This is a genomic window from Streptomyces sp. NPDC050560, from assembly GCF_044457285.1.
GTDB lineage: Bacteria > Actinomycetota > Actinomycetes > Streptomycetales > Streptomycetaceae > Streptomyces.
The window spans coordinates 516,514-533,319 of record NZ_JBITGT010000001.1; the positions used below are offsets into that span (position 1 = coordinate 516,514).

Genomic DNA, 16,806 nt, shown 5'->3' on the forward strand with positions numbered 1-16,806 from the left:
ACCCTACACAGCGGCGCGCCCGCCCGGTGCCGTGGCCGACCCCCTCGCCCACCGCGGCACCCACGCCCCCGGTCTCAGCAACCGCCCGTCGCGCAGGTGGTCGCGGAGGGCCGCAAGACCGGGGTGCGGGTTGTCGCGGTGGTGGACGAGGGAGTGGGCGTACACCGCTTCGGGCCCGCGCAGCGCGATACGGCGCAGGTCGTGGGCGGGGGGCCAGACGAGGTGGGTGCGGGCGCCGACGAAGGTCGCGAGGGTGGCGGAGGCCGCGAGGGTGTCGAGCAGGGGCGCGGTGCCGAAGTCGGGTCCCGTCAGTTCGAGGGTGAGGGCGAACTCCTCGGCGAGCGCCGTGTAGTAGGCGGTCGACTCGGTGCCCGGGGTCAGTCCCGGCATCCAGATGCGGTGTCCCCAGAGCCGCGCGGGGGCGGCCTCGGGGGCCGACGCGAGCGGGTGGGCGGGGCCGGTGAGGAGTTCGATCGGCTCGTCCCACACCCGGGTGGCCGCGATGCCGTCGGGCAGCCTGCGGCCCGGCATGGTGACCGCGCGGAACGACGCGTCGAGGGTGCCGGAGCGGAGGGCGTCGACCGCGGTGTCGGCGTCGGCGAGGGTCACCACGTCGAGGTCGAGGCCGGGGTGGGCGCGGTGGAACTCGCCGAGCAGCGCGGCAGGGCCGAGGCGGCGCCCGATCACGTCCACCCGCAGCGGCCTGCCACCGGGGCGCAGGGCGCCCAGCGCGCGCTCCTCGACCCGCAGGAGTTCGCGGGCGTGCGGCAGGAAAGCCCGGCCGTCGGCCGTGAGCCGCGCGCCCCGCGCGGTGCGCGCGAACAGCCGCACACCGAGGCTCCGTTCCAGCGCCGCCACCCGCTTGGACACGGCCTGCTGGGTGATCGACAGGTCCGCGGCGGCGTCCTGGAACCGGCCCGCGTCCACGGCTGCCACGAAGGTGCGTACGGCGTCCAGATCCACAGCGAGCAGCCTAGGCTGCTCCCGAACCGCTCTCACAACCGATGGTTGTGTGCGTCTCGCGGATCGGTTGTTTGATCGGCGGTGGCCGTCCCGGCTTGGATGCGCGGGGTCGGGGTGCGGGCGCCGTAGGGCGTGCGAGGGCGCGTGCGGGGAGGGGTGGGGCGCGGATGGCGGGCAGACGGGCGCTGGGGCGGGGGTTCGGGTGGCTGTGGGCGGCGTTCGCGGTCAGCTCGTACGGCACCTGGCTCGGGTTCGGCGCGTTTCCGCTGATCGCGGTGGTCGTACTGCACTCGGGCCCCGCGCAGGTGGCCGCGCTCGCCGCCGCGGGGCGTGCGGTGGGCGCGGCGGTGGCGGTGCCGCTCGGCCCCTGGGTGGAGTTCCGGCGCAAGCGGCCGGTGATGGTGGCGACGGACCTGGTGCGGTGCGCCGCGCTGATCAGCGTGCCCGCCGCGTACGCGCTCGGGCTGCTCGGCTTCGCGCACCTGCTGCTGGTGTCCGTCGTCGTCGCCTCGGCGGACATCACCTTCAGGGCGGCGAGCGGCGCGTATCTGAAGGCGCTGGTGCCGCGGGACGATCTGCTCATCGCCAACGGGCGCCTTGAGTCGACGAGTTGGACGGCGTCCGTGGTGGGCCCTCCGCTCGGCGGCGCCGCGATCGGGCTGCTGGGGCCGGTGACCACGGTGCTGGTGGACGCGTGCAGCTATCTGCTGTCCGCGCTCGGCATCCGCGCCATCGGCGGTACGGAGCCGCGCCCCGCGCGCACCGGCGCGGCGCGGCTGCGCGCGGGCGATCTGCTCGCGGGGTGGCGGCACCTCCTGACCCACCCCGTGCTGCGCCCGCTGTTCTGCAACGCCCTCCTGGTCAACGGGCTGATCATGGCGGGCGAGCCGCTGATGGCGGTGCTGCTGCTCGGCCGCCTCGGGTTCACACCCTGGCAGTACGGTCTGGTGTTCGCGGTGCCCTGTGTGGGCGGTCTTGTCGGCTCGCGGCTCGCGCACCCGCTGGCGCGGCGCTTCGGCAGGCACCGGGTGCTCGTCGCCTCCGGGGCGCTGCGGGCCTGCTGGCCGGTGGGGCTCGCGTTCGTACGGCCGGGGGTTGCGGGGATGGTGCTGGTCGTCGGGGTGCAACTGGGCCTCGTCACCTGCTGCGGGGTGTTCAACCCGCTGCTCGCCACATACCGGCTCGACCACACCGCCTCCGACCGGGTCGCGCGCACCCTCTCCGCATGGTCGGTCGGCACCAGCGCCGCCATCGCGGCGGTGACCGCCCTGTGGGGGCTGCTCGCCGCCGCGCTCGGGCCCCGTACCGCGATCGCCTGCGCCGGGGTGCTGCTGCTGGCCACCCCGCTCCTGCTGCCGCGCCGTGAGCGCGCCCCCGAACCCGCGTCCGCGTCCGTGGACGGACAGGCCGCGGAACTCGCCCCCTGACCCGTACGCCGCCCGGCGGCCGGGGCTCCGCCCCCTCCGCAACACCCTGGTGGGAGACGAACGTAGAACCTCAAGCGGGATGGAGGTCAAGGCGCGGGGTGGTACGGGTCCTGGCGGCGGGGCCGCAACCGGGTCCCGTACGTCCGCGTCCTCCTCCAAAAGTGACTAAAGTTGCCCAGCGCACATGCCGTGATCGTCTCTGCCGGGGGAAGCGGGATGCCGAGTTACCACGAGATACTGGCCACGGATCTGTCGACCCTGACCACAGCGGCCGACAAATGGGACGCCATGGCGAAGGACCTGCACGACAAGGTCGAGCCGCGCTACCGGGACGACGTGCACGGGATCACGCTCGAACCCCTGTGGCTCGGCTACTCCGCGCAGGCGGCCAACTCCCGTTTCGACATCACGTACAAGGAGATCCAGGCCGCCCAGACGGAGGCCAAGGCGATCGCCTCGCTGCTGCGGGACGCGCACACCCAGTTCACCGACCTGAAGAAGAAGGTCGAGGGGGCCAGGGACGACGCGGTCAAGGCCGGGATGAAGGTGTCCGACCAGGGCACCTGCTCCCTCGACTTCTCGAAGCTCGACGAGAACGCCGCGTTCTCCGCCCACCACGACCCCGGGCTCCGCGAGAGCGAACAGACCTGGACGAACCACATCAGCGACGCCGTGCGGGCCGTGTGCGACGCGGACGACGGTGTGAAGATCGCGCTCACCGCCGTCGTCAAGGACAGCGACCCGGTCCACGGCATGCCGGGCGGCTTCAACGCGGGCGCCAAGGGCGACATCGAGGTGTACGAGGCGGACGCGGTGCAGGACATCGCCAAGCGGTTCGCCGACGGCAAGGACATCTCCCCCGAGGAGATGGCCCAGTTGCAGCGGGCGCTGCGCGACAACAAGGACGACACCGCGTTCAGCCAGGAGCTGCTGCACGACATCGGGGCCCACGACACCATCAGGCTCGGCAACGAGCTGAACGACAGGCTCCAGCACGCCGACGGCAGCGAGAAGACACAACTCGCCGAGGTCCAGCGGAACTTCGCGGACTCCCTGGCCACCGCCACCACCGTCCCCGGCAGCGTGCGCGACATGCCGCCCGGGTCGCCGAAGTTCCAGGCGTGGCTGGACAGCAAGGACGGCGCGTTCTACAAGGAGTGGACCGCGAGCATGAAGAGCGAGGGGACGAAGAACTTCGGCCCCAACACCAACCCGCTCTACGGCTACCAGTCGTACGTCAGCCTGATGGAGCACGCCGACAAGGACTTCGACGACCAGTACCTGTACGACCTCGGCGACCAGACCATCCAGGCCGAGAAGGACCACCCCGGCATCTTCACCATGTGGGGCCCCGGGCACGACGGCATCGAGACGGACGCGGTCGACGGTGTGCTCGACGTGATGAGCCACAACCCCGACGCGGCCACCGCCTTCCTCGACCCGGACGGCAACGGCTCGGGCGGCGACCACGTCGGCAACGACCACCTGAAGTACCTGCTCGGGCACGGCGACGGCGCCAGGGAGTGGCCGAAGAACGTCATCACCGGTTACGGCGTCACCGAGTTCGACGACCCGACAAGCCGCATCGGGCTCGGCCACGCCCTGGAGGCGGCGACCACGGGGCACGAGCCGCTGGCCGAGGGCCAGCCGGGCGACAGGCCGGGCCCGCACAGCGCGGGGCAGGCGCGGGTCATGCAGAGCGCCATCGGCCTCCTCGACGACGGCGCCAAGGGCGAGGAAGTGCCCGCGAACCTCCAGAAGCCGCTGGGCCACGCCCTCGCCGACTACGCCGCCGACAACCACAACATCCTCGCGGAGAACGGCGCCAAGTACGGCAGCCCGGAGGGCAAGGACGCCATCTGGACCGACGGCAAGGACGCCGGGATCACCGTCGGCAAGGACGCGCTGCTGCGGGTGATGCGCGGCGTCTCCGCCGACCACCAGACCTACGCACTGCTCCAGGACACCCAACGGCAGTACGCCTTCGACCAGTTGGCCCAGGCACCCGACTCCGGCGGCCCCGGCGGCGACGCCTGGAAGAACCCGGCGCGCGACCTCGGCGCCGTGACGGGCGCGATGAACTCGATCGGCTCGGACGTCATCCTCGACGACCGCGACGACAGGACCGCCGCGGCCAACGACATCGCGCGCTACGCCTACCACGGCATCGGCGCACCCATCACGGCGCTGCCCGTCATCGGCGACGCCGCGCAGCGCATGGTGGACGCCGGGACGTACGAGTGGTCGAAGGACGTCATCGACGCGGCCAACGCGCAGGCCGAGGAGAAGGACTCCGACCACTACGGGTCGGGCGTCACCGGCACCTACAGCCTGATCGACCAGTGGGCGCAGGACCGCGGCGTCGACATCCACGACGAGGACAACTCCAAGAACGACCCGAACTGGACGGTCTACCAGGCGATGCGGGACGAGGCGAAGCAGTCCTACACCTCGTCGCGCGGCGACGCCGCCGTGTACCTCGGATGGGAGTGACGGGTGTGACGGACACGGACCGGGCCGACGAGGGCCGGACCGGGGCGGGGCAGAGCGACGCGGGGCGTGCCGACACCGGGCGGCGCGGTGCCCCGGGCCGCGCGGGCCGTGCCCTCGGGCGCGGGACGCTGGCCGCCGTGGTGGCCGCCGCCGTGGTGGTGGTCGTGGCCGGGGTGGCGGTGTACTTCAACACGAACGTGGGGACGCCCGGGCGCATCTGCCACGGCTGGGTGCGCACCTCGGACGCCGCCGCCGTGCTCGGCGGGGGCGGCCCCGGCCGGGTGACGGCGTCGGAGGACTCCCCCGACACCTGTACGGTGCGCCGGCACGGCTGGCTCCAGGGCACCGGCGGCGAACTGGTGCTGCGGCGCGCGCCCGAGCCCGGTTCCTTCCCCTTCTACGCGGGCGACTGGGAGGTCTCCGGCACCCGGCACGTGCTGTCGGGCGGCACCCACGGCGCGTACGGCGCGAGCCGGGGGTGGGTGCTGCTGCCGCGCTCCTGCGACGGGCACCGGGCGGGCGACGACCGCGGCCGGGCGCTGACCGCGGACATCACCGAGGGCGGCCCCGCGGAGCACCCCGCGGACCTGGGGCGGCTGCTGACGGCGGCAGGGCAGCGGCTGTCGGGCGAGAGCTGCGACGGGTCGGGGAAGCACCCCGCGACCCGGGACACCGCGCCCGCCCCCGAGCGGGCCGCGGACCTCGGGAGGGTGTGCGGCATCGACGGCTTCGCGCTGCGCGGGGTGCGCGGCCCGAAGGGCGAGCCGGTGCGCGAGAGCGTGACCGGCACCGCCGAGCGCGGCCTGTACTGCGACCTGGCCTTCGAGGGCGACCGGGAGGGGCCGTTCGCGCGGGTCGCGGTCGTCGGGGACACCGCGTTCGCGGCCGCCCTCGACGGCCGGGGGTTCACCCGGGCGCGGTGCGCGGGCCGGGAGACCGTGTTCGCCTACGACCTCAGGCACATGGACGACGACGAGAGGGCGGCCACCCGGCTGCCGGAACCGGCCGGTTTCGCCAGGACGTTCGGCACGGCGGCACGCGCCGCGGCGCACTGCACCGACACCACAGGGGGAGCACCATGAACGCTGGGGGCGCACCGGAGCACACGGTGGGCACGCGGCTGAACGACGCCGCCACGCCGAAGGACGGCGGCGGCCGCTATCTGGCCTCGTCGGCCGCGGACAAGAAGAAGGCCGCGGACGCCATCGAGAAGCACATTCAGCCCGACGCCCGCGCCGCGGGGAAGCTGGCGGACGAGACCAGCGACGCCGCGATCAAGGCGTTCGGGCCGCGCGACGCCGAGGGCTGGGACACGGCGGACGGTCTGACGAAGGCCAAGAGCACCTGGCACGACCAGGTGACGGCGCTGCTGAACCGGCTCGGCGGCGAGACCCTGTCGCTGCGCGCCACCAACAACGTACTGGGCGGCACCGACGGCCTGATCGGGCTACAGCAGCAGCGGATTCCGTCGCCGCTCGACGGCTACTGACAGGACCGGGGCCGCGGGCGGGAACACCGCGGCCCCGGGGCACGCCTGACGTGACGTCAGGCGCTCAGGCCGACTCGCGGCCCGCCGCCTGCTCCGCCTCGTGCTCGGCTATCGCCTTGCGCACGCCCGGCAGCATCGAGACGGCCGCGGGCACGCCCGCGTACACCGCGATCTGCCGCATGACCGCGGTCAGTTGCTCGGGGGTGACCCCGTTGCGCAGGGCGCCGCGCGAGTGGACCTCGAACTCCCCCGTCTTGCCGAGGGCGGCCGTGATGCCCAGCACCAGGAGGCTGTGGTCCGCCGGGGCGAGGCGGTCGTCGGTCCACACCCCGCCCCAGCAGTACGTGGTCATGAACTTCTGGAACTCCACCGTCAGTTCGTCGGCGTGCGAGGTCGCCCGGTCGACATACTCGGTCCCGAGGACCCTGCGGCGTACCCGCATGCCCTCCTCGTAGAGGTCCTTGCCGGACTCGATGTCAGCGGACATGTGCGGCGATCTCCTTCGCGACGATTGCGGGGCGTTCCTCTAGGACCGTGTGCCGGGCGCCGGGCACCACCACGCACCTGCCGCCGGTGCGCTCGGCGATCAGCCGGGACATCCGGGGCGGTGAGCCGGCGTCGTGCTCGCCGGTGACGGCGAGCGCCGGGACGCGGATGTCGCCGAGGCGGTCCGCGAGGTCGGTGGTGGCGAGCACCCGGTAGGCGTGGGTGTAGGCGGTGCGGTCGAGCCGGTCCATCGCGGCGACGACCGCTTGCGGGGTCCCGGGGTGCGCGTCGAGGTACTGCCTGCTGTACCAGCGCTCCACGCTGCGGCGGGCGGCGCCGCCCGGCCCCTCGGCCCGTACCATCTCCAGACGCGCGAGCACCGCCGCGCGCTCCTGCTCGCTGCGCCCCGCGACAGCGCCGACCACGGTGAGGGTGCGCACCGCCGCCGGGTGGGTGGCGGCGAGCCGCTGGGCGACGAGGCCGCCGAGCGAGAAGCCGACGGTGTGCGCCGAGGCGACGCCGAGCCGTTCGAGCAGCCGCAGGTGGTCGGCCACGAAGTCGTCCACGCTCCAGGGCCCCTCGGGCGCCGGGGAGCGGCCGTGGCCGCGCAGGTCGTAGCGGATCACCGGCAGGTCGTCCGGCAGGCCCGCGAGCACCCCGTCCCAGCCGTGCAGACCGCTGCCGACACCGTGCACCAGGACGAGCGGGGTGCCGGAGGCGAGGTCGCCCCTGGTCTCGTGGTGGACGTCCACCGCCGCCGTGCGGGGTGCGAACTCGTCGGTCACCCGCGGGGGGCGGGGGGACTCCGATGCCATATACGACCTGCTATCCGCTGTCTGCTAGGTGTCAGTCACGCTAGTTGGCGCCGTCTATCAGTGTCAATGGAGCGATCAATATGTGGAGACCGCCCGAATCTGAGTGCTGACAGACAGCCGACACATCGCTAGCCTGAGGGGAACCCCCCTCCCCCGAGAAGGGACGAAGCACCTTGCCACTGCTCCCCGACAGCCAGGCCCACGCCCCCGAGTGGTCGCGGCGCGACTGGCACATGGTGATCGACGGCGCCGAGGTGGGCGCCGACACCCACCGCGACGTCCTCGACCCGGGCACCGGCGCCGTCATCGCGTCCGTCCCCGAGGCCGCCATCGCCGAGGCCGACCTCGCGGTGGCCGCGGCGCGCCGCAGCTTCGACACCGGCGCCTGGCGCGACCTGCCCGCGGACGAGCGCGCCCGCGCATTGTGGCGGATGGCCGACCTGCTGGACGCGCGCGCCGACGAGATCGCGCTGGTGGAGGCCCTGAACCAGGGCTCGCCGCACCGGGGCGTGCGCCAGGGCTTCGTGCCCGAGGCGGCCAGGATCTTCCGCTACTACGCGGGCTGGGCCGACAAGGTCTCCGGCCGCGCGCTCCAGCTCCAGCGCCGCGGGATGGAGCTGCACGCGTACACCCTCAAGCAGCCGGTGGGCGTCGTCGCGCTCATCACACCGTGGAACTCCCCGCTGGTGATGGCCGCGTGGAAGGTGGCGCCCGCGCTCGCCGCCGGGTGCAGCTGTGTGGTGAAGCCCGCCGAGCTGACCCCGCTGTCCACCCTGCTGCTGGCCGAGATCGCCCGGGAGGCGGGGGTGCCCGACGGGGTGCTCAACGTGGTCACCGGGGACGGCGCCGTGGTCGGGGCGCACCTCGCACAGCACCCGCTGGTCGACAAGGTGGCGTTCACCGGGTCCACGTCGGTCGGCAAGTCCATCGTGCGCGCGGCCACCGGGAACCTGAAGAAGGTCTCCCTCGAACTGGGCGGCAAGTCCCCCGTGCTCGTCCTCGACGACGCGGACGTCGAGGCGGCGGTCGCCGGGGCCTCCGCGGCGATCTTCTCCAACGCGGGGCAGGTGTGCACGGCCGGCTCCCGGCTGCTGGTCCACGAGGACGTGTACGACGAGGTGGTGGCGGGGGTGGCGCGCCGCGCCGAGTCCCTGAAGGTGGGCCACAGCTTCGACCCGGAGTCCGAGATGGGCCCGCTGATCTCCGCCGGGCAGCGGGACACCGTGATGGGCTACATCGAGTCGGGGGTCACCCAGGGCGCCTCGGTGCTCGCGGGCGGGCGCTCCGGCGGGCCCGGCTTCTTCGTGGAGCCGACGGTGCTCGGCGACGCGAGGCCCGAGATGCGCGCGGTGCGCGAGGAGATCTTCGGGCCCGTGGTCGCCGCGATGCGGTTCTCCACCCTGGAGGAGGCGGTGGCGAAGGCCAACGACACCCCGTACGGCCTCGCGGCGTCGGTGTGGACGCGGGACGTGGGCAAGGCGCACCGGGTGGCCGCAAGGCTGCGGGTGGGCCGGGTCGGGGTCAACGTGCACGGCCTGCCGGACGTCACCATGCCCACCGGCGGCTTCAAGGAGTCCGGCTGGGGCAGGGAGTTGGGCCCCGAGGGGCTCGACCTGTTCCTTGAGACGACGTCCGTGTACACCAACCTGGGCTGAACGGGCCCGCCCCCGGGCCCCGTTCACGCCCGGGGGCGGCGCACACCGCACGCCAGAAGGCGCGGGCCCGGCGCGCGTGCGGCGCTGCCGCGCAGCCGTGCGGCGGCGCCGCGCGCCCTCCCCCGGGCGGCACGCGGCACCGCCGCGCCGCCGCTCAGTGCCCGTACCGCAGCCTCGCCACGTACGGGGCCTCCAGGTCGGCCGTCTCCTCGGGGGTGAGGGTGAGGGCCGACGCCTCCTGGGCGACGTCGAGTTGGGCGGCGCTGGTGGCGCCGAGCAGCGGGGTGGCGCCCGGCGTCCTCGCCAGCACCCAGGCGAGCGCCACCGCGGCGGGGCTCGCGCCGCGGGCACCCGCGACCTTCAGCAGCGCGTCGAGCACGGCACGGTCGCTGTCGCGGCCGAACCACCTGCGGGAGTGGTCGTCGGTGCGGCCGCGCTCGGTGTCCCGGTCGTGGCCGCGCGGGTCGCCGGAGAGGAAGCCGCGCGCCAGCGGGCTGTACGGCAGCAGTCCGATGCCCTCCGCCCGGCACATCGGCAGGAGTTCGCTCTCGTGCTCACGCCACACCAGGTTGTAGTGGCACTGCATGGTGGCGAACGCGGGCCTGCCAAGACGCCTGGCCTCGTACACGAACCGGGCGAACTGCCACACCGGCATGTCGGTGGCGCCGATGTAGCGCACCTTGCCGGAGTCGACGAGGGTGTCGAAAGCGGCGAGTACCTCCTCGACGTTGGTCTCCTCGCGCCATACGTGGGTCTGGTAGAGGTCGATGTAGTCGGTGCCGAGGCGGCGCAGCGAGTCGTCGACGGCGGCGAGGATGTGCTTGCGCGAGTAGCCGCCGCGGGTGGGCGCCTTGCCCATGGGGTTGCCGACCTTGGTGGCGAGGACGTAGTCCTCCCTGGGCAGCAGCCGCTTGAGGGCGGCGCCGAGCACGCGTTCGCTCTCGCCGCCGGAGTAGAAGTCGGAGGTGTCGAAGAAGGTGACGCCCGTCTCGACGGCGCGCTCGATCACGGGGAGGGAAGCGCGCTCGTCGAGCACCCAGGAGCGCCAGTCGGGGCTTCCCACGCCCATGGCGCCGAATCCGATGCGCGAGATCCACAGGTTGGTGGCGCCGAGGCGGGTGTGGTCCATGGGTACTGCTTCCTCCTTGGTGGTGCGGTGGTGGCGGTGTCAGCCAGCGTGGCTGCGCGAGCGCTCAGAGGTGGGCACCCGCAGCATCTCGAAGAGCGAGGTGACGGTGGTGAAGTCGGCGTCGTCGAGGGCGATGCCGCGGTCGACCGCGGCGCGGTAGGCGGCGGTGTCCAGGCCCTCGCCCGGCTCCACGGGGGCGGTGGCGCGCAGCGTCAGCTCGCCGCGCGGCTCATGGGCGCCGGGGAGCGGCGCGGCGGGCGCGTCGGCCTCGATACGGGTGCCGCGCCCGGCGGCGCGTGCGATCAGGTACGGCAGGAACACCGTGCCGTACACCTGGCGCACCCTGACCACCCTGGTGCCGTGGGCGGCGGCCTCGGCGCGGGCGAAGTCGGCGATCCTGACGCCGAGTTCGAGGAGGCTGCCGCCGCGCGCGTCGACGACCGCCGCGGACTCGGACTCGGCGACGACGCGGGCGCGGGGGCGCGGGTACCAGCTCAGCCGGGCGCGGTGGGCGGCGAGCCAGGCGAGCGCGCCGCCGGTGACCGCCTGGGTCCACACCAGCATGTCGGCGCACTCGTCGGCCTGGCCGAGCGGGATGCCGACCATGCGCAGCGCGTCGGGGGCGTAGCGCCGCAGTTCGGGTACCGCGATGGCGGCCATGGTCCTCACACCCTCACGGCCGCGTCGTCGTCGCGGGCGGTCGGCGCCGCGGCCGGGGCGCCGATGCCCCACACACCCTCGTCGCCGCGCGCGAGGTCGGCGGGCAGCGGCGCGTCCCGGTAGAACAGGCCGCGCACCCAGCGCCCGCTGTGCGGCGTGGGCAGTTCGATGCCGAGCAGCGCGAGGAAGCAGCGGATGCCGTTGCTGGCGAGGAAGGACGCGTCGCACACGCTCGCGCCCAGCTCGCTGTACGGGGCCGCGGCGGCGGCCTGCACCCGGGCCACCGCGAGGGTGTGCTCGGGGTCTTCCAGGAGGAACCTGCCGGTGCTCATGTCGTCGGGCAGCCCGGTCAGGAAGTCGTCGAGGCGGCGCACCAGGCCCGCGACGTCCACGAAGGTCTCGCGTTCGACGCCGACGTCGACGGAGCGCTCGCCGCGGCGGTTCTCGCCGTTCTCCTCGGAGCGGTACCAGAAGAACTCGCGGGCGCCAGGGCCTTCCAGGTCGAGGGCGCGTACCCAGCCGAAGTGCCCGGCGAGCAGGGCGCGCAGCTCGCCGACGGTCATCAGCGGGTCGGCCTCGGGGGCGAGGCGGGTACCGGCCGCGGTGATCCGTTCCAGTTCCGAGGTCTCCGGGTACAGCTCGGGCAGCAGGGCGCGCAGCACCTCGGTGGCCTCGGGGCTGCCGTGCGCGGCGGCCTCGGCGAGCAGGTCGGCGCCGGTGCGCCCGCCGCCGCTCCCGGCGCCCGCGGCGCTCCAGGCGGTCAGCGCGGCGCGGGTGGCGTCGAGGGCGTCCGCGACCCCGCCGCGGGGCTCGATCAGCTCGGGGGGCGCCTCGGGCGCGGCACGGTACGCGGCGGCGGCGTTGGCGAGGAGCGCCGCGAGGCGCCCGGCGCGCTCCGGGGTGAGGGGGCGCGCCGCGGACAGCGCGAAGGCCAGCTCCCTGGTGAGGACGAACGCGGAGAGCCGCGCGGGCCAGCGGATGAGCGCGGCGATGGTGCCGAGCCCGGAGGAGTTGCCGATGCCGGTGTGCCGCCGCACCACGGGGTCGAGCGGCACCGCGTCGGGGTTGCGCGCGCGTGCGGTGGCCTCCACCAGGTCGAGGCTGACAAGGCGCCACAGGTACACGCAGAACAGGTCGATGTGGTACGGCATGCCGAGGGGGCCGCCGTCGCGCGCGTAGCTCTGCCAGGCCCTGGTGCCCATGCGGCCGTTGCCGTAGTAGCCGCCGTTGCGCAGGATGTAGCCGCCGCCCGCGTCGAGGCCCGCGAGCGGGGGCTGTTCGCCGCGGGCCAGGGCCGCGACGACGTCCTCGAAGGTGCGGGTGCCGCGGCTTGCGATGGTCCAGCCGTAGACGTCGGGGCCGGTCCTGCCGCGCCACAGGTGGGCGTCGAACTCGGCGCGCTCACGGCAAAAGCGCTCCTCCGCCTCGGGTCCGAAGGGCCCGTCGAGCAGGATGCCGAGGAACTCGACCCGGGTGTCGCGGAAGAGGCGCTGGTGGCCGAGTGGTAGCGGCGGGTAGACGAACACCCCGAAGCAAAGACGCAGTTGCCCGGCCCGGATGTCGTAGGCCAGGAAGCCGGTGCCGTCCTCGGCGACGTCGCAGCGCTCCAGGGTGATCCGCCACCGCTCGCGTGCCATGCGGCGCACCAGGGTCTGGGCGAAGCTGAGCCGGGTGGCGGTCATCGCGCGCAGCGTCCCGGGGTGCATGGCCTCGGCGGGCGGGCGCATCAGGGGGGCCGCCGCGCGCACCTCGCGCCCGAGTTCGTCGGACAGCTCCGCGTAGACCCACTCCGGCACGCGGACCCCGCTGGGCGCCGTCGTCATCGCATCGATCCTTTCCGGGCCCGCGCGGGGGCCCGCGTTCAGTGGTGGGCGAGGTAGGTCTCGGCGGCCGCCAGCGAGATCACGTCGGCGTACTTGGCGTCCATGTCGAACAGGCTGAGCCGGTGCGGCAGTTCGGCCCGGTCGAAGACGGCCTCCTCGACGACGGCGCCGCGCAGCCCGTGGGCCGCCGCGTCCACCACCCCGGCCCTGACGCAGCCGCTCGTGGTGCAGCCGGTGTGGATGACGGTGTCGACGCCGAGCGCCCTGAGGTGGGCGGCGAGGCCCGTGCCGTGGAAGGGGCTTGCGGCCGCCTTGGCGGCGACGAACTCGCCCGCGCGGGGCGTGAGTTCGTAGACGATGTCGGTGCCGCGGCGCGGTGCGCCAGGCCGGTCGGCGCGCGGGGTGCCGTGGGTGTGCGCCACCGGCACGCCCGCGGCGCGGGCGGCGGCGAGCAGCCGGGCGATGGCGGGGATCGCGCGCCAGGCGGCGGGGCCGCAACTGTCCGGGTACTTGGCGACCGAGTCGAGTACGGGCTCCTCGGGGACGTCCCCGGTGAAGTTGTACTCGACGTCGACGACGAGCAGCGCGGGGCGGGCGCCGAGGCCGAACGTCCTGTGGTATCCGGCGCGTTCGTAGACCGCCCGCTCCTCCGGGGAGAGCGCGGCCCACACCGCGGCGAGCGCGCCGGTCGGCGGCGGGCCCTGCTCCGTGCGCCCCGCGGCGGGTTCGACGCCCGTCACGCGGGGGCTCCCGCGGTGGCCGCCGGGGCGTCGGCGACCTCCCGCCAGTAGTGGCAGGCGACCCGCCGCCCCGGCGCCACCTCCTCGTATACGGGGGCCTCGGCGCGACATCGGTCGCGGGCCAGCGGGCAGCGCGAGGCGAAGCGGCAGCCGGCCGGCATCCGCGCCGGGCTCGGCGGCTCGCCGGTGGCGGACGCGAACGGCCTGGCACGCTCCACACGCGGGTCGGCGACCGGCGACGAGGCGAGCAGGCTGACGGTGTACGGGTGGTAGGGGCGCTCGTACAGCGGCTCGCTCGCCGCGGACTCGACGAGCTGTCCCGCGTACATCACCGCGACCCGGTCGCAGACGTGCCGCACCACGCTCAGGTCGTGGCCGATGAACAGGTACGAGAGGCCGAGGTCGCGCTGGAGGCGGCCGAGCAGGTTGAGCACCTGGGCCTGGACGCTGACGTCGAGCGCGGAGACCGCCTCGTCGCAGACGATGAAGCGGGGGCCCACCGCGAGCGCCCGTGCCACACACACCCGCTGGCGCTGCCCGCCGGACAGCTCGGACGGCCGCCGGGACGCCAACTCGGGGCTGAGACCGACGAGTTCGAGGAGTTCCCCGATCCTCGTCCGGCGCTGATCGCCATGGGCGATGCCATGGATGGTGAGCGGCTCGCCCACGAGGTCGCCGATGGTCATGCGCGGGTTCAGGCTGTCGTACGGGTCCTGGAACACCGCCTGCATACCGCGCCGCAGCTCCCGCAGCCGCCGCCGGTCGGCGCCCGCGAGGTCGTGCCCGTCGAACCTGACGGCGCCGCCGGTCGGCTTGACCAGGCGCAGCACGGCGCGCCCCGTGGTGCTCTTGCCGCACCCTGACTCGCCGACGAGGCCCAAAGTCTCGCCCGGCGCGATGCTGAACGAGACGCCGTCGACGGCGCGCACCGGGTAGCCGAGGCGGCCCCTGGCGCGCGACCTGTAGTGCACCCGCAGCGCTTCGACCTCAAGCAGCGGGGCCTTGGCCGGGGCGGTGGCCGTGGTCATACGGCCTCCTCTCCTTGGGTGGACGGGGCCTTTCCCCGCGGGGTCTCCCCGGCCGGGGCGGCGGCGGCCCGCACCTCGGCGGGGTCCGCCCAGCAGGCCGCGGTGTGCCGCTCGGGTGTCACGGGCGCCGGCTCCTCGGTGCGGCAGATGTCCATGGTGTGCCCGCAGCGGTCGGCGAAGGCGCAGCCCGGGGGCAGGTCGAGCAGCGAGGGCGGGCGGCCCTCGATGGACGCCAGTTCCGTGGCGCGCGGGGTGTCCATGCGCGGGATGGCGCCCAACAGGCCGACGGTGTACGGGTGCTGGGCCTCGTAGAAGATCTCCTCGACGGTGCCGGTCTCCACGATGCGGCCCGCGTACATCACCGCGACCCGGTCGGCGAGCCCGGCGACCACCCCCATGTTGTGGGTGATGACGACCATGGCGGTGCCGAGCCGTGCGGTGATCCGCCGCAGCAGGTGCAGCACCTGGGCCTGGGTGGTGACGTCGAGGGCGGTGGTGGCCTCGTCGGCGATGAGGAGGCGGGGGTCGCAGCTCAGCGCGAGGGCGATCATGACGCGCTGGCGCATGCCGCCGGAGAGCTGGTGCGGGTAGGACTTCAGCCGCGCCGCGGGGTCCGGGATCTCGACGAGGCCGAGGAGTTCGGTGGCACGCGCGTCGGCCTCGCGGCGGGTCCTGCCGGTGTGGTGGCGGATGACCTCGCGCAGTTGGGCGCCGACGGTGCGGGTGGGGTTGAGGGTGGTCATCGGGTTCTGGAAGACGAGCGCGATCTCGTCGCCGCGCAGCGCCCGCAGCTCCTTCTCCGGCAGGCCGAGCAGGTCGCGCCGCTCGAAGAGGATCTGCCCCGCGGTGACCCGGCCGCTGGTGCGCGGCAGCAGGCCCATGATGGCGAGCGCGGACGCCGACTTGCCGCTGCCCGACTCGCCGACGAGCGCCAGCACCTCGCCGGAACGGACGCTGAACGAGACCCCGTTGAGGGCGCGCACCGGGCCGCGCGGGGAGTCGTACACCGCCTTCAGCTCCCGCACGTCGAGCACGGGCGCCGCCGCCTCGGCCGCCGTGGCCGTCTCAGTGGTCATCGGGGGTGCCTCCGCTCGGGGTGCCGGGGGTCTTCGCGGGCGCCGCGGCGGGCGCGCCGGTGGTGTCCGCGCCTGCCGGGATGGCGGTTACGGGCGCGGGGGCCGCCGCGGCGCGGGTGCGGCGGCGTCCGGTGCGGCCGTGGGACCTGGGGTCGAAGAGGTCGCGCAGGCCGTCGCCGATGAGGTTGAAGCTGAGCATCGCGACGAAGATGAACCCGCCGGGCACCAGCGACATCATCGGCACCTGCCCCAGGTAGGGGTAGCCGTCCCTGAGCATGCCGCCCCAGTCGGGCTGCGGCGCGGGCAGGCCGAGCCCGAGGAAGCTGAGGCTGGCGGCGGTGAAGATGGCCATGCCGCCGGTGAGGGCCGCCTGCACGACGGTGACCTCCAGCACGTTCGGCAGCAGGTGGCGCAGCAGCACCCGGGTGGTGGAGGCGCCGGACACCTTCGCCGCGGAGATGAACTCCCGCTCCCGCAGGCTGAGTACCTGGCCGCGTACGACCCGGGCGAACTTGGGCACGTTCACGGTGGAGATGGCGGCGACCACGGTCCAGAAGCTGGGGCCGAGCGCGTAGGTGATCGCGAGCGCGAGGATCAGCTCGGGGAAGACGATGACCCCGTCCATAATCCGCATCACCAGGGCGTCGGCCCAGCCGCGCAGATATCCGGAGACGAGGCCGAGCAGCACCCCCGCGACCATCGCGATCAGCACCGAGACCACGGCGACGGCGAGCACGAGACGGCCGCCGTAGAGGCTGCGGCTGAACACGTCGCGGCCCAACTGGTCGGTGCCGAACAGGAATCCGTGGCCCGGCGGCTTGAGCACCGAGATCAGGTGCTGGTCGAGCGGGCCGTGGCCGGTGAACAGCGGTGCGCCCAGGGAGAGTACGAGCAGCGCGACCAGCAGCACGGCGCCGATGGTCAGCCGCGGGTAGGCCGCGAGGGCGGTGGCGACGCGGCGCCCTGCGCCGCTGCGGGCGCGGGTGCGCGGCAGGGCGGAGGCGGTGGTGGTGGCGGCCATC

General features: G+C 74.2%; 15 protein-coding genes. 5 read left to right on the forward strand and 10 right to left on the reverse strand.

Features of this window, described 5'->3' with window-relative positions; all coding sequences use genetic code 11:
• Positions 1-3: 3 nt before the first annotated feature.
• On the reverse strand, positions 4-963 hold the full coding sequence (locus ACIBIW_RS02120; protein WP_399330926.1) for a LysR family transcriptional regulator: 960 nt from the start codon (positions 961-963) through the stop codon (positions 4-6).
• Positions 964-1,130: 167 nt separating this feature from the next.
• On the opposite strand from ACIBIW_RS02120, the gene ACIBIW_RS02125 reads away from it, so the two are divergent.
• The 4 genes from ACIBIW_RS02125 to ACIBIW_RS02140 all read left to right on the forward strand — a co-directional run bounded on the left by ACIBIW_RS02125 (position 1,131) and on the right by ACIBIW_RS02140 (position 6,372).
• Positions 1,131-2,390, forward strand: coding sequence for an MFS transporter (locus tag ACIBIW_RS02125; protein WP_399330928.1), 1,260 nt, complete (start codon positions 1,131-1,133; stop codon positions 2,388-2,390).
• Between the two features lie 216 nt (positions 2,391-2,606).
• On the forward strand, positions 2,607-4,883 hold the full coding sequence (locus tag ACIBIW_RS02130; RefSeq protein WP_399330930.1) for a hypothetical protein: 2,277 nt from the start codon (positions 2,607-2,609) through the stop codon (positions 4,881-4,883).
• Positions 4,884-4,888: 5 nt separating this feature from the next.
• Positions 4,889-5,965, forward strand: coding sequence for a hypothetical protein (locus ACIBIW_RS02135; protein ID WP_399330932.1), 1,077 nt, complete (start codon positions 4,889-4,891; stop codon positions 5,963-5,965).
• Positions 5,962-6,372: a hypothetical protein gene (locus ACIBIW_RS02140; protein ID WP_399330934.1), complete on the forward strand. Its 411-nt coding sequence runs from the start codon at positions 5,962-5,964 to the stop codon at positions 6,370-6,372. Before ACIBIW_RS02135 ends, ACIBIW_RS02140 begins: the two co-directional genes overlap by 4 nt.
• A gap of 64 nt (positions 6,373-6,436) precedes the next feature.
• On the opposite strand, the gene ACIBIW_RS02145 is transcribed toward ACIBIW_RS02140, so the two are convergent.
• Together ACIBIW_RS02145 and ACIBIW_RS02150 are read right to left on the reverse strand one after the other, a co-directional pair.
• Entirely contained in the window at positions 6,437-6,859 is a 423-nt protein-coding gene (locus tag ACIBIW_RS02145; protein ID WP_399330936.1) for a carboxymuconolactone decarboxylase family protein, read from the reverse strand.
• Positions 6,849-7,673, reverse strand: coding sequence for an alpha/beta fold hydrolase (locus ACIBIW_RS02150; protein ID WP_399330938.1), 825 nt, complete (start codon positions 7,671-7,673; stop codon positions 6,849-6,851). Before ACIBIW_RS02150 ends, ACIBIW_RS02145 begins: the two co-directional genes overlap by 11 nt.
• Before the next feature lie 173 nt (positions 7,674-7,846).
• Between ACIBIW_RS02150 and ACIBIW_RS02155 the strand changes: the two genes are divergently transcribed.
• Positions 7,847-9,328, forward strand: coding sequence for an aldehyde dehydrogenase family protein (locus tag ACIBIW_RS02155; RefSeq protein WP_399330940.1), 1,482 nt, complete (start codon positions 7,847-7,849; stop codon positions 9,326-9,328).
• Positions 9,329-9,482: 154 nt separating this feature from the next.
• Here ACIBIW_RS02155 and ACIBIW_RS02160 read toward each other — a convergent pair whose 3' ends face one another.
• From ACIBIW_RS02160 to ACIBIW_RS02190, 7 genes are read right to left on the reverse strand one after another with little or no spacing between them, the layout of a single operon-like run.
• Entirely contained in the window at positions 9,483-10,457 is a 975-nt protein-coding gene (locus ACIBIW_RS02160) for an aldo/keto reductase (RefSeq protein WP_399330942.1), read from the reverse strand.
• 39 nt (positions 10,458-10,496) lie between these two features.
• Complete coding sequence (locus ACIBIW_RS02165) at positions 10,497-11,117, reverse strand: hypothetical protein (protein ID WP_399330944.1); 621 nt, start codon at positions 11,115-11,117, stop codon at positions 10,497-10,499.
• Positions 11,118-11,122: 5 nt separating this feature from the next.
• Positions 11,123-12,940 (reverse strand): hypothetical protein, encoded by a 1,818-nt coding sequence (locus ACIBIW_RS02170; protein WP_399330945.1) that lies wholly within the window; start codon positions 12,938-12,940, stop codon positions 11,123-11,125.
• 38 nt (positions 12,941-12,978) lie between these two features.
• Entirely contained in the window at positions 12,979-13,680 is a 702-nt protein-coding gene (locus ACIBIW_RS02175; RefSeq protein ID WP_399330947.1) for an isochorismatase family protein, read from the reverse strand.
• Complete coding sequence (locus ACIBIW_RS02180) at positions 13,677-14,708, reverse strand: ABC transporter ATP-binding protein (RefSeq protein WP_399330949.1); 1,032 nt, start codon at positions 14,706-14,708, stop codon at positions 13,677-13,679. Before ACIBIW_RS02180 ends, ACIBIW_RS02175 begins: the two co-directional genes overlap by 4 nt.
• Positions 14,705-15,784 carry an ABC transporter ATP-binding protein gene (locus ACIBIW_RS02185; protein WP_399330952.1) on the reverse strand — a complete coding sequence of 360 codons (1,080 nt, stop codon included), beginning with the start codon at positions 15,782-15,784 and terminating at the stop codon, positions 14,705-14,707. The genes ACIBIW_RS02180 and ACIBIW_RS02185 overlap by 4 nt, the downstream gene beginning before the upstream one ends.
• Positions 15,774-16,805: an ABC transporter permease gene (locus tag ACIBIW_RS02190; RefSeq protein ID WP_399330954.1), complete on the reverse strand. Its 1,032-nt coding sequence runs from the start codon at positions 16,803-16,805 to the stop codon at positions 15,774-15,776. Before ACIBIW_RS02190 ends, ACIBIW_RS02185 begins: the two co-directional genes overlap by 11 nt.
• Position 16,806 lies beyond the last annotated feature (1 nt).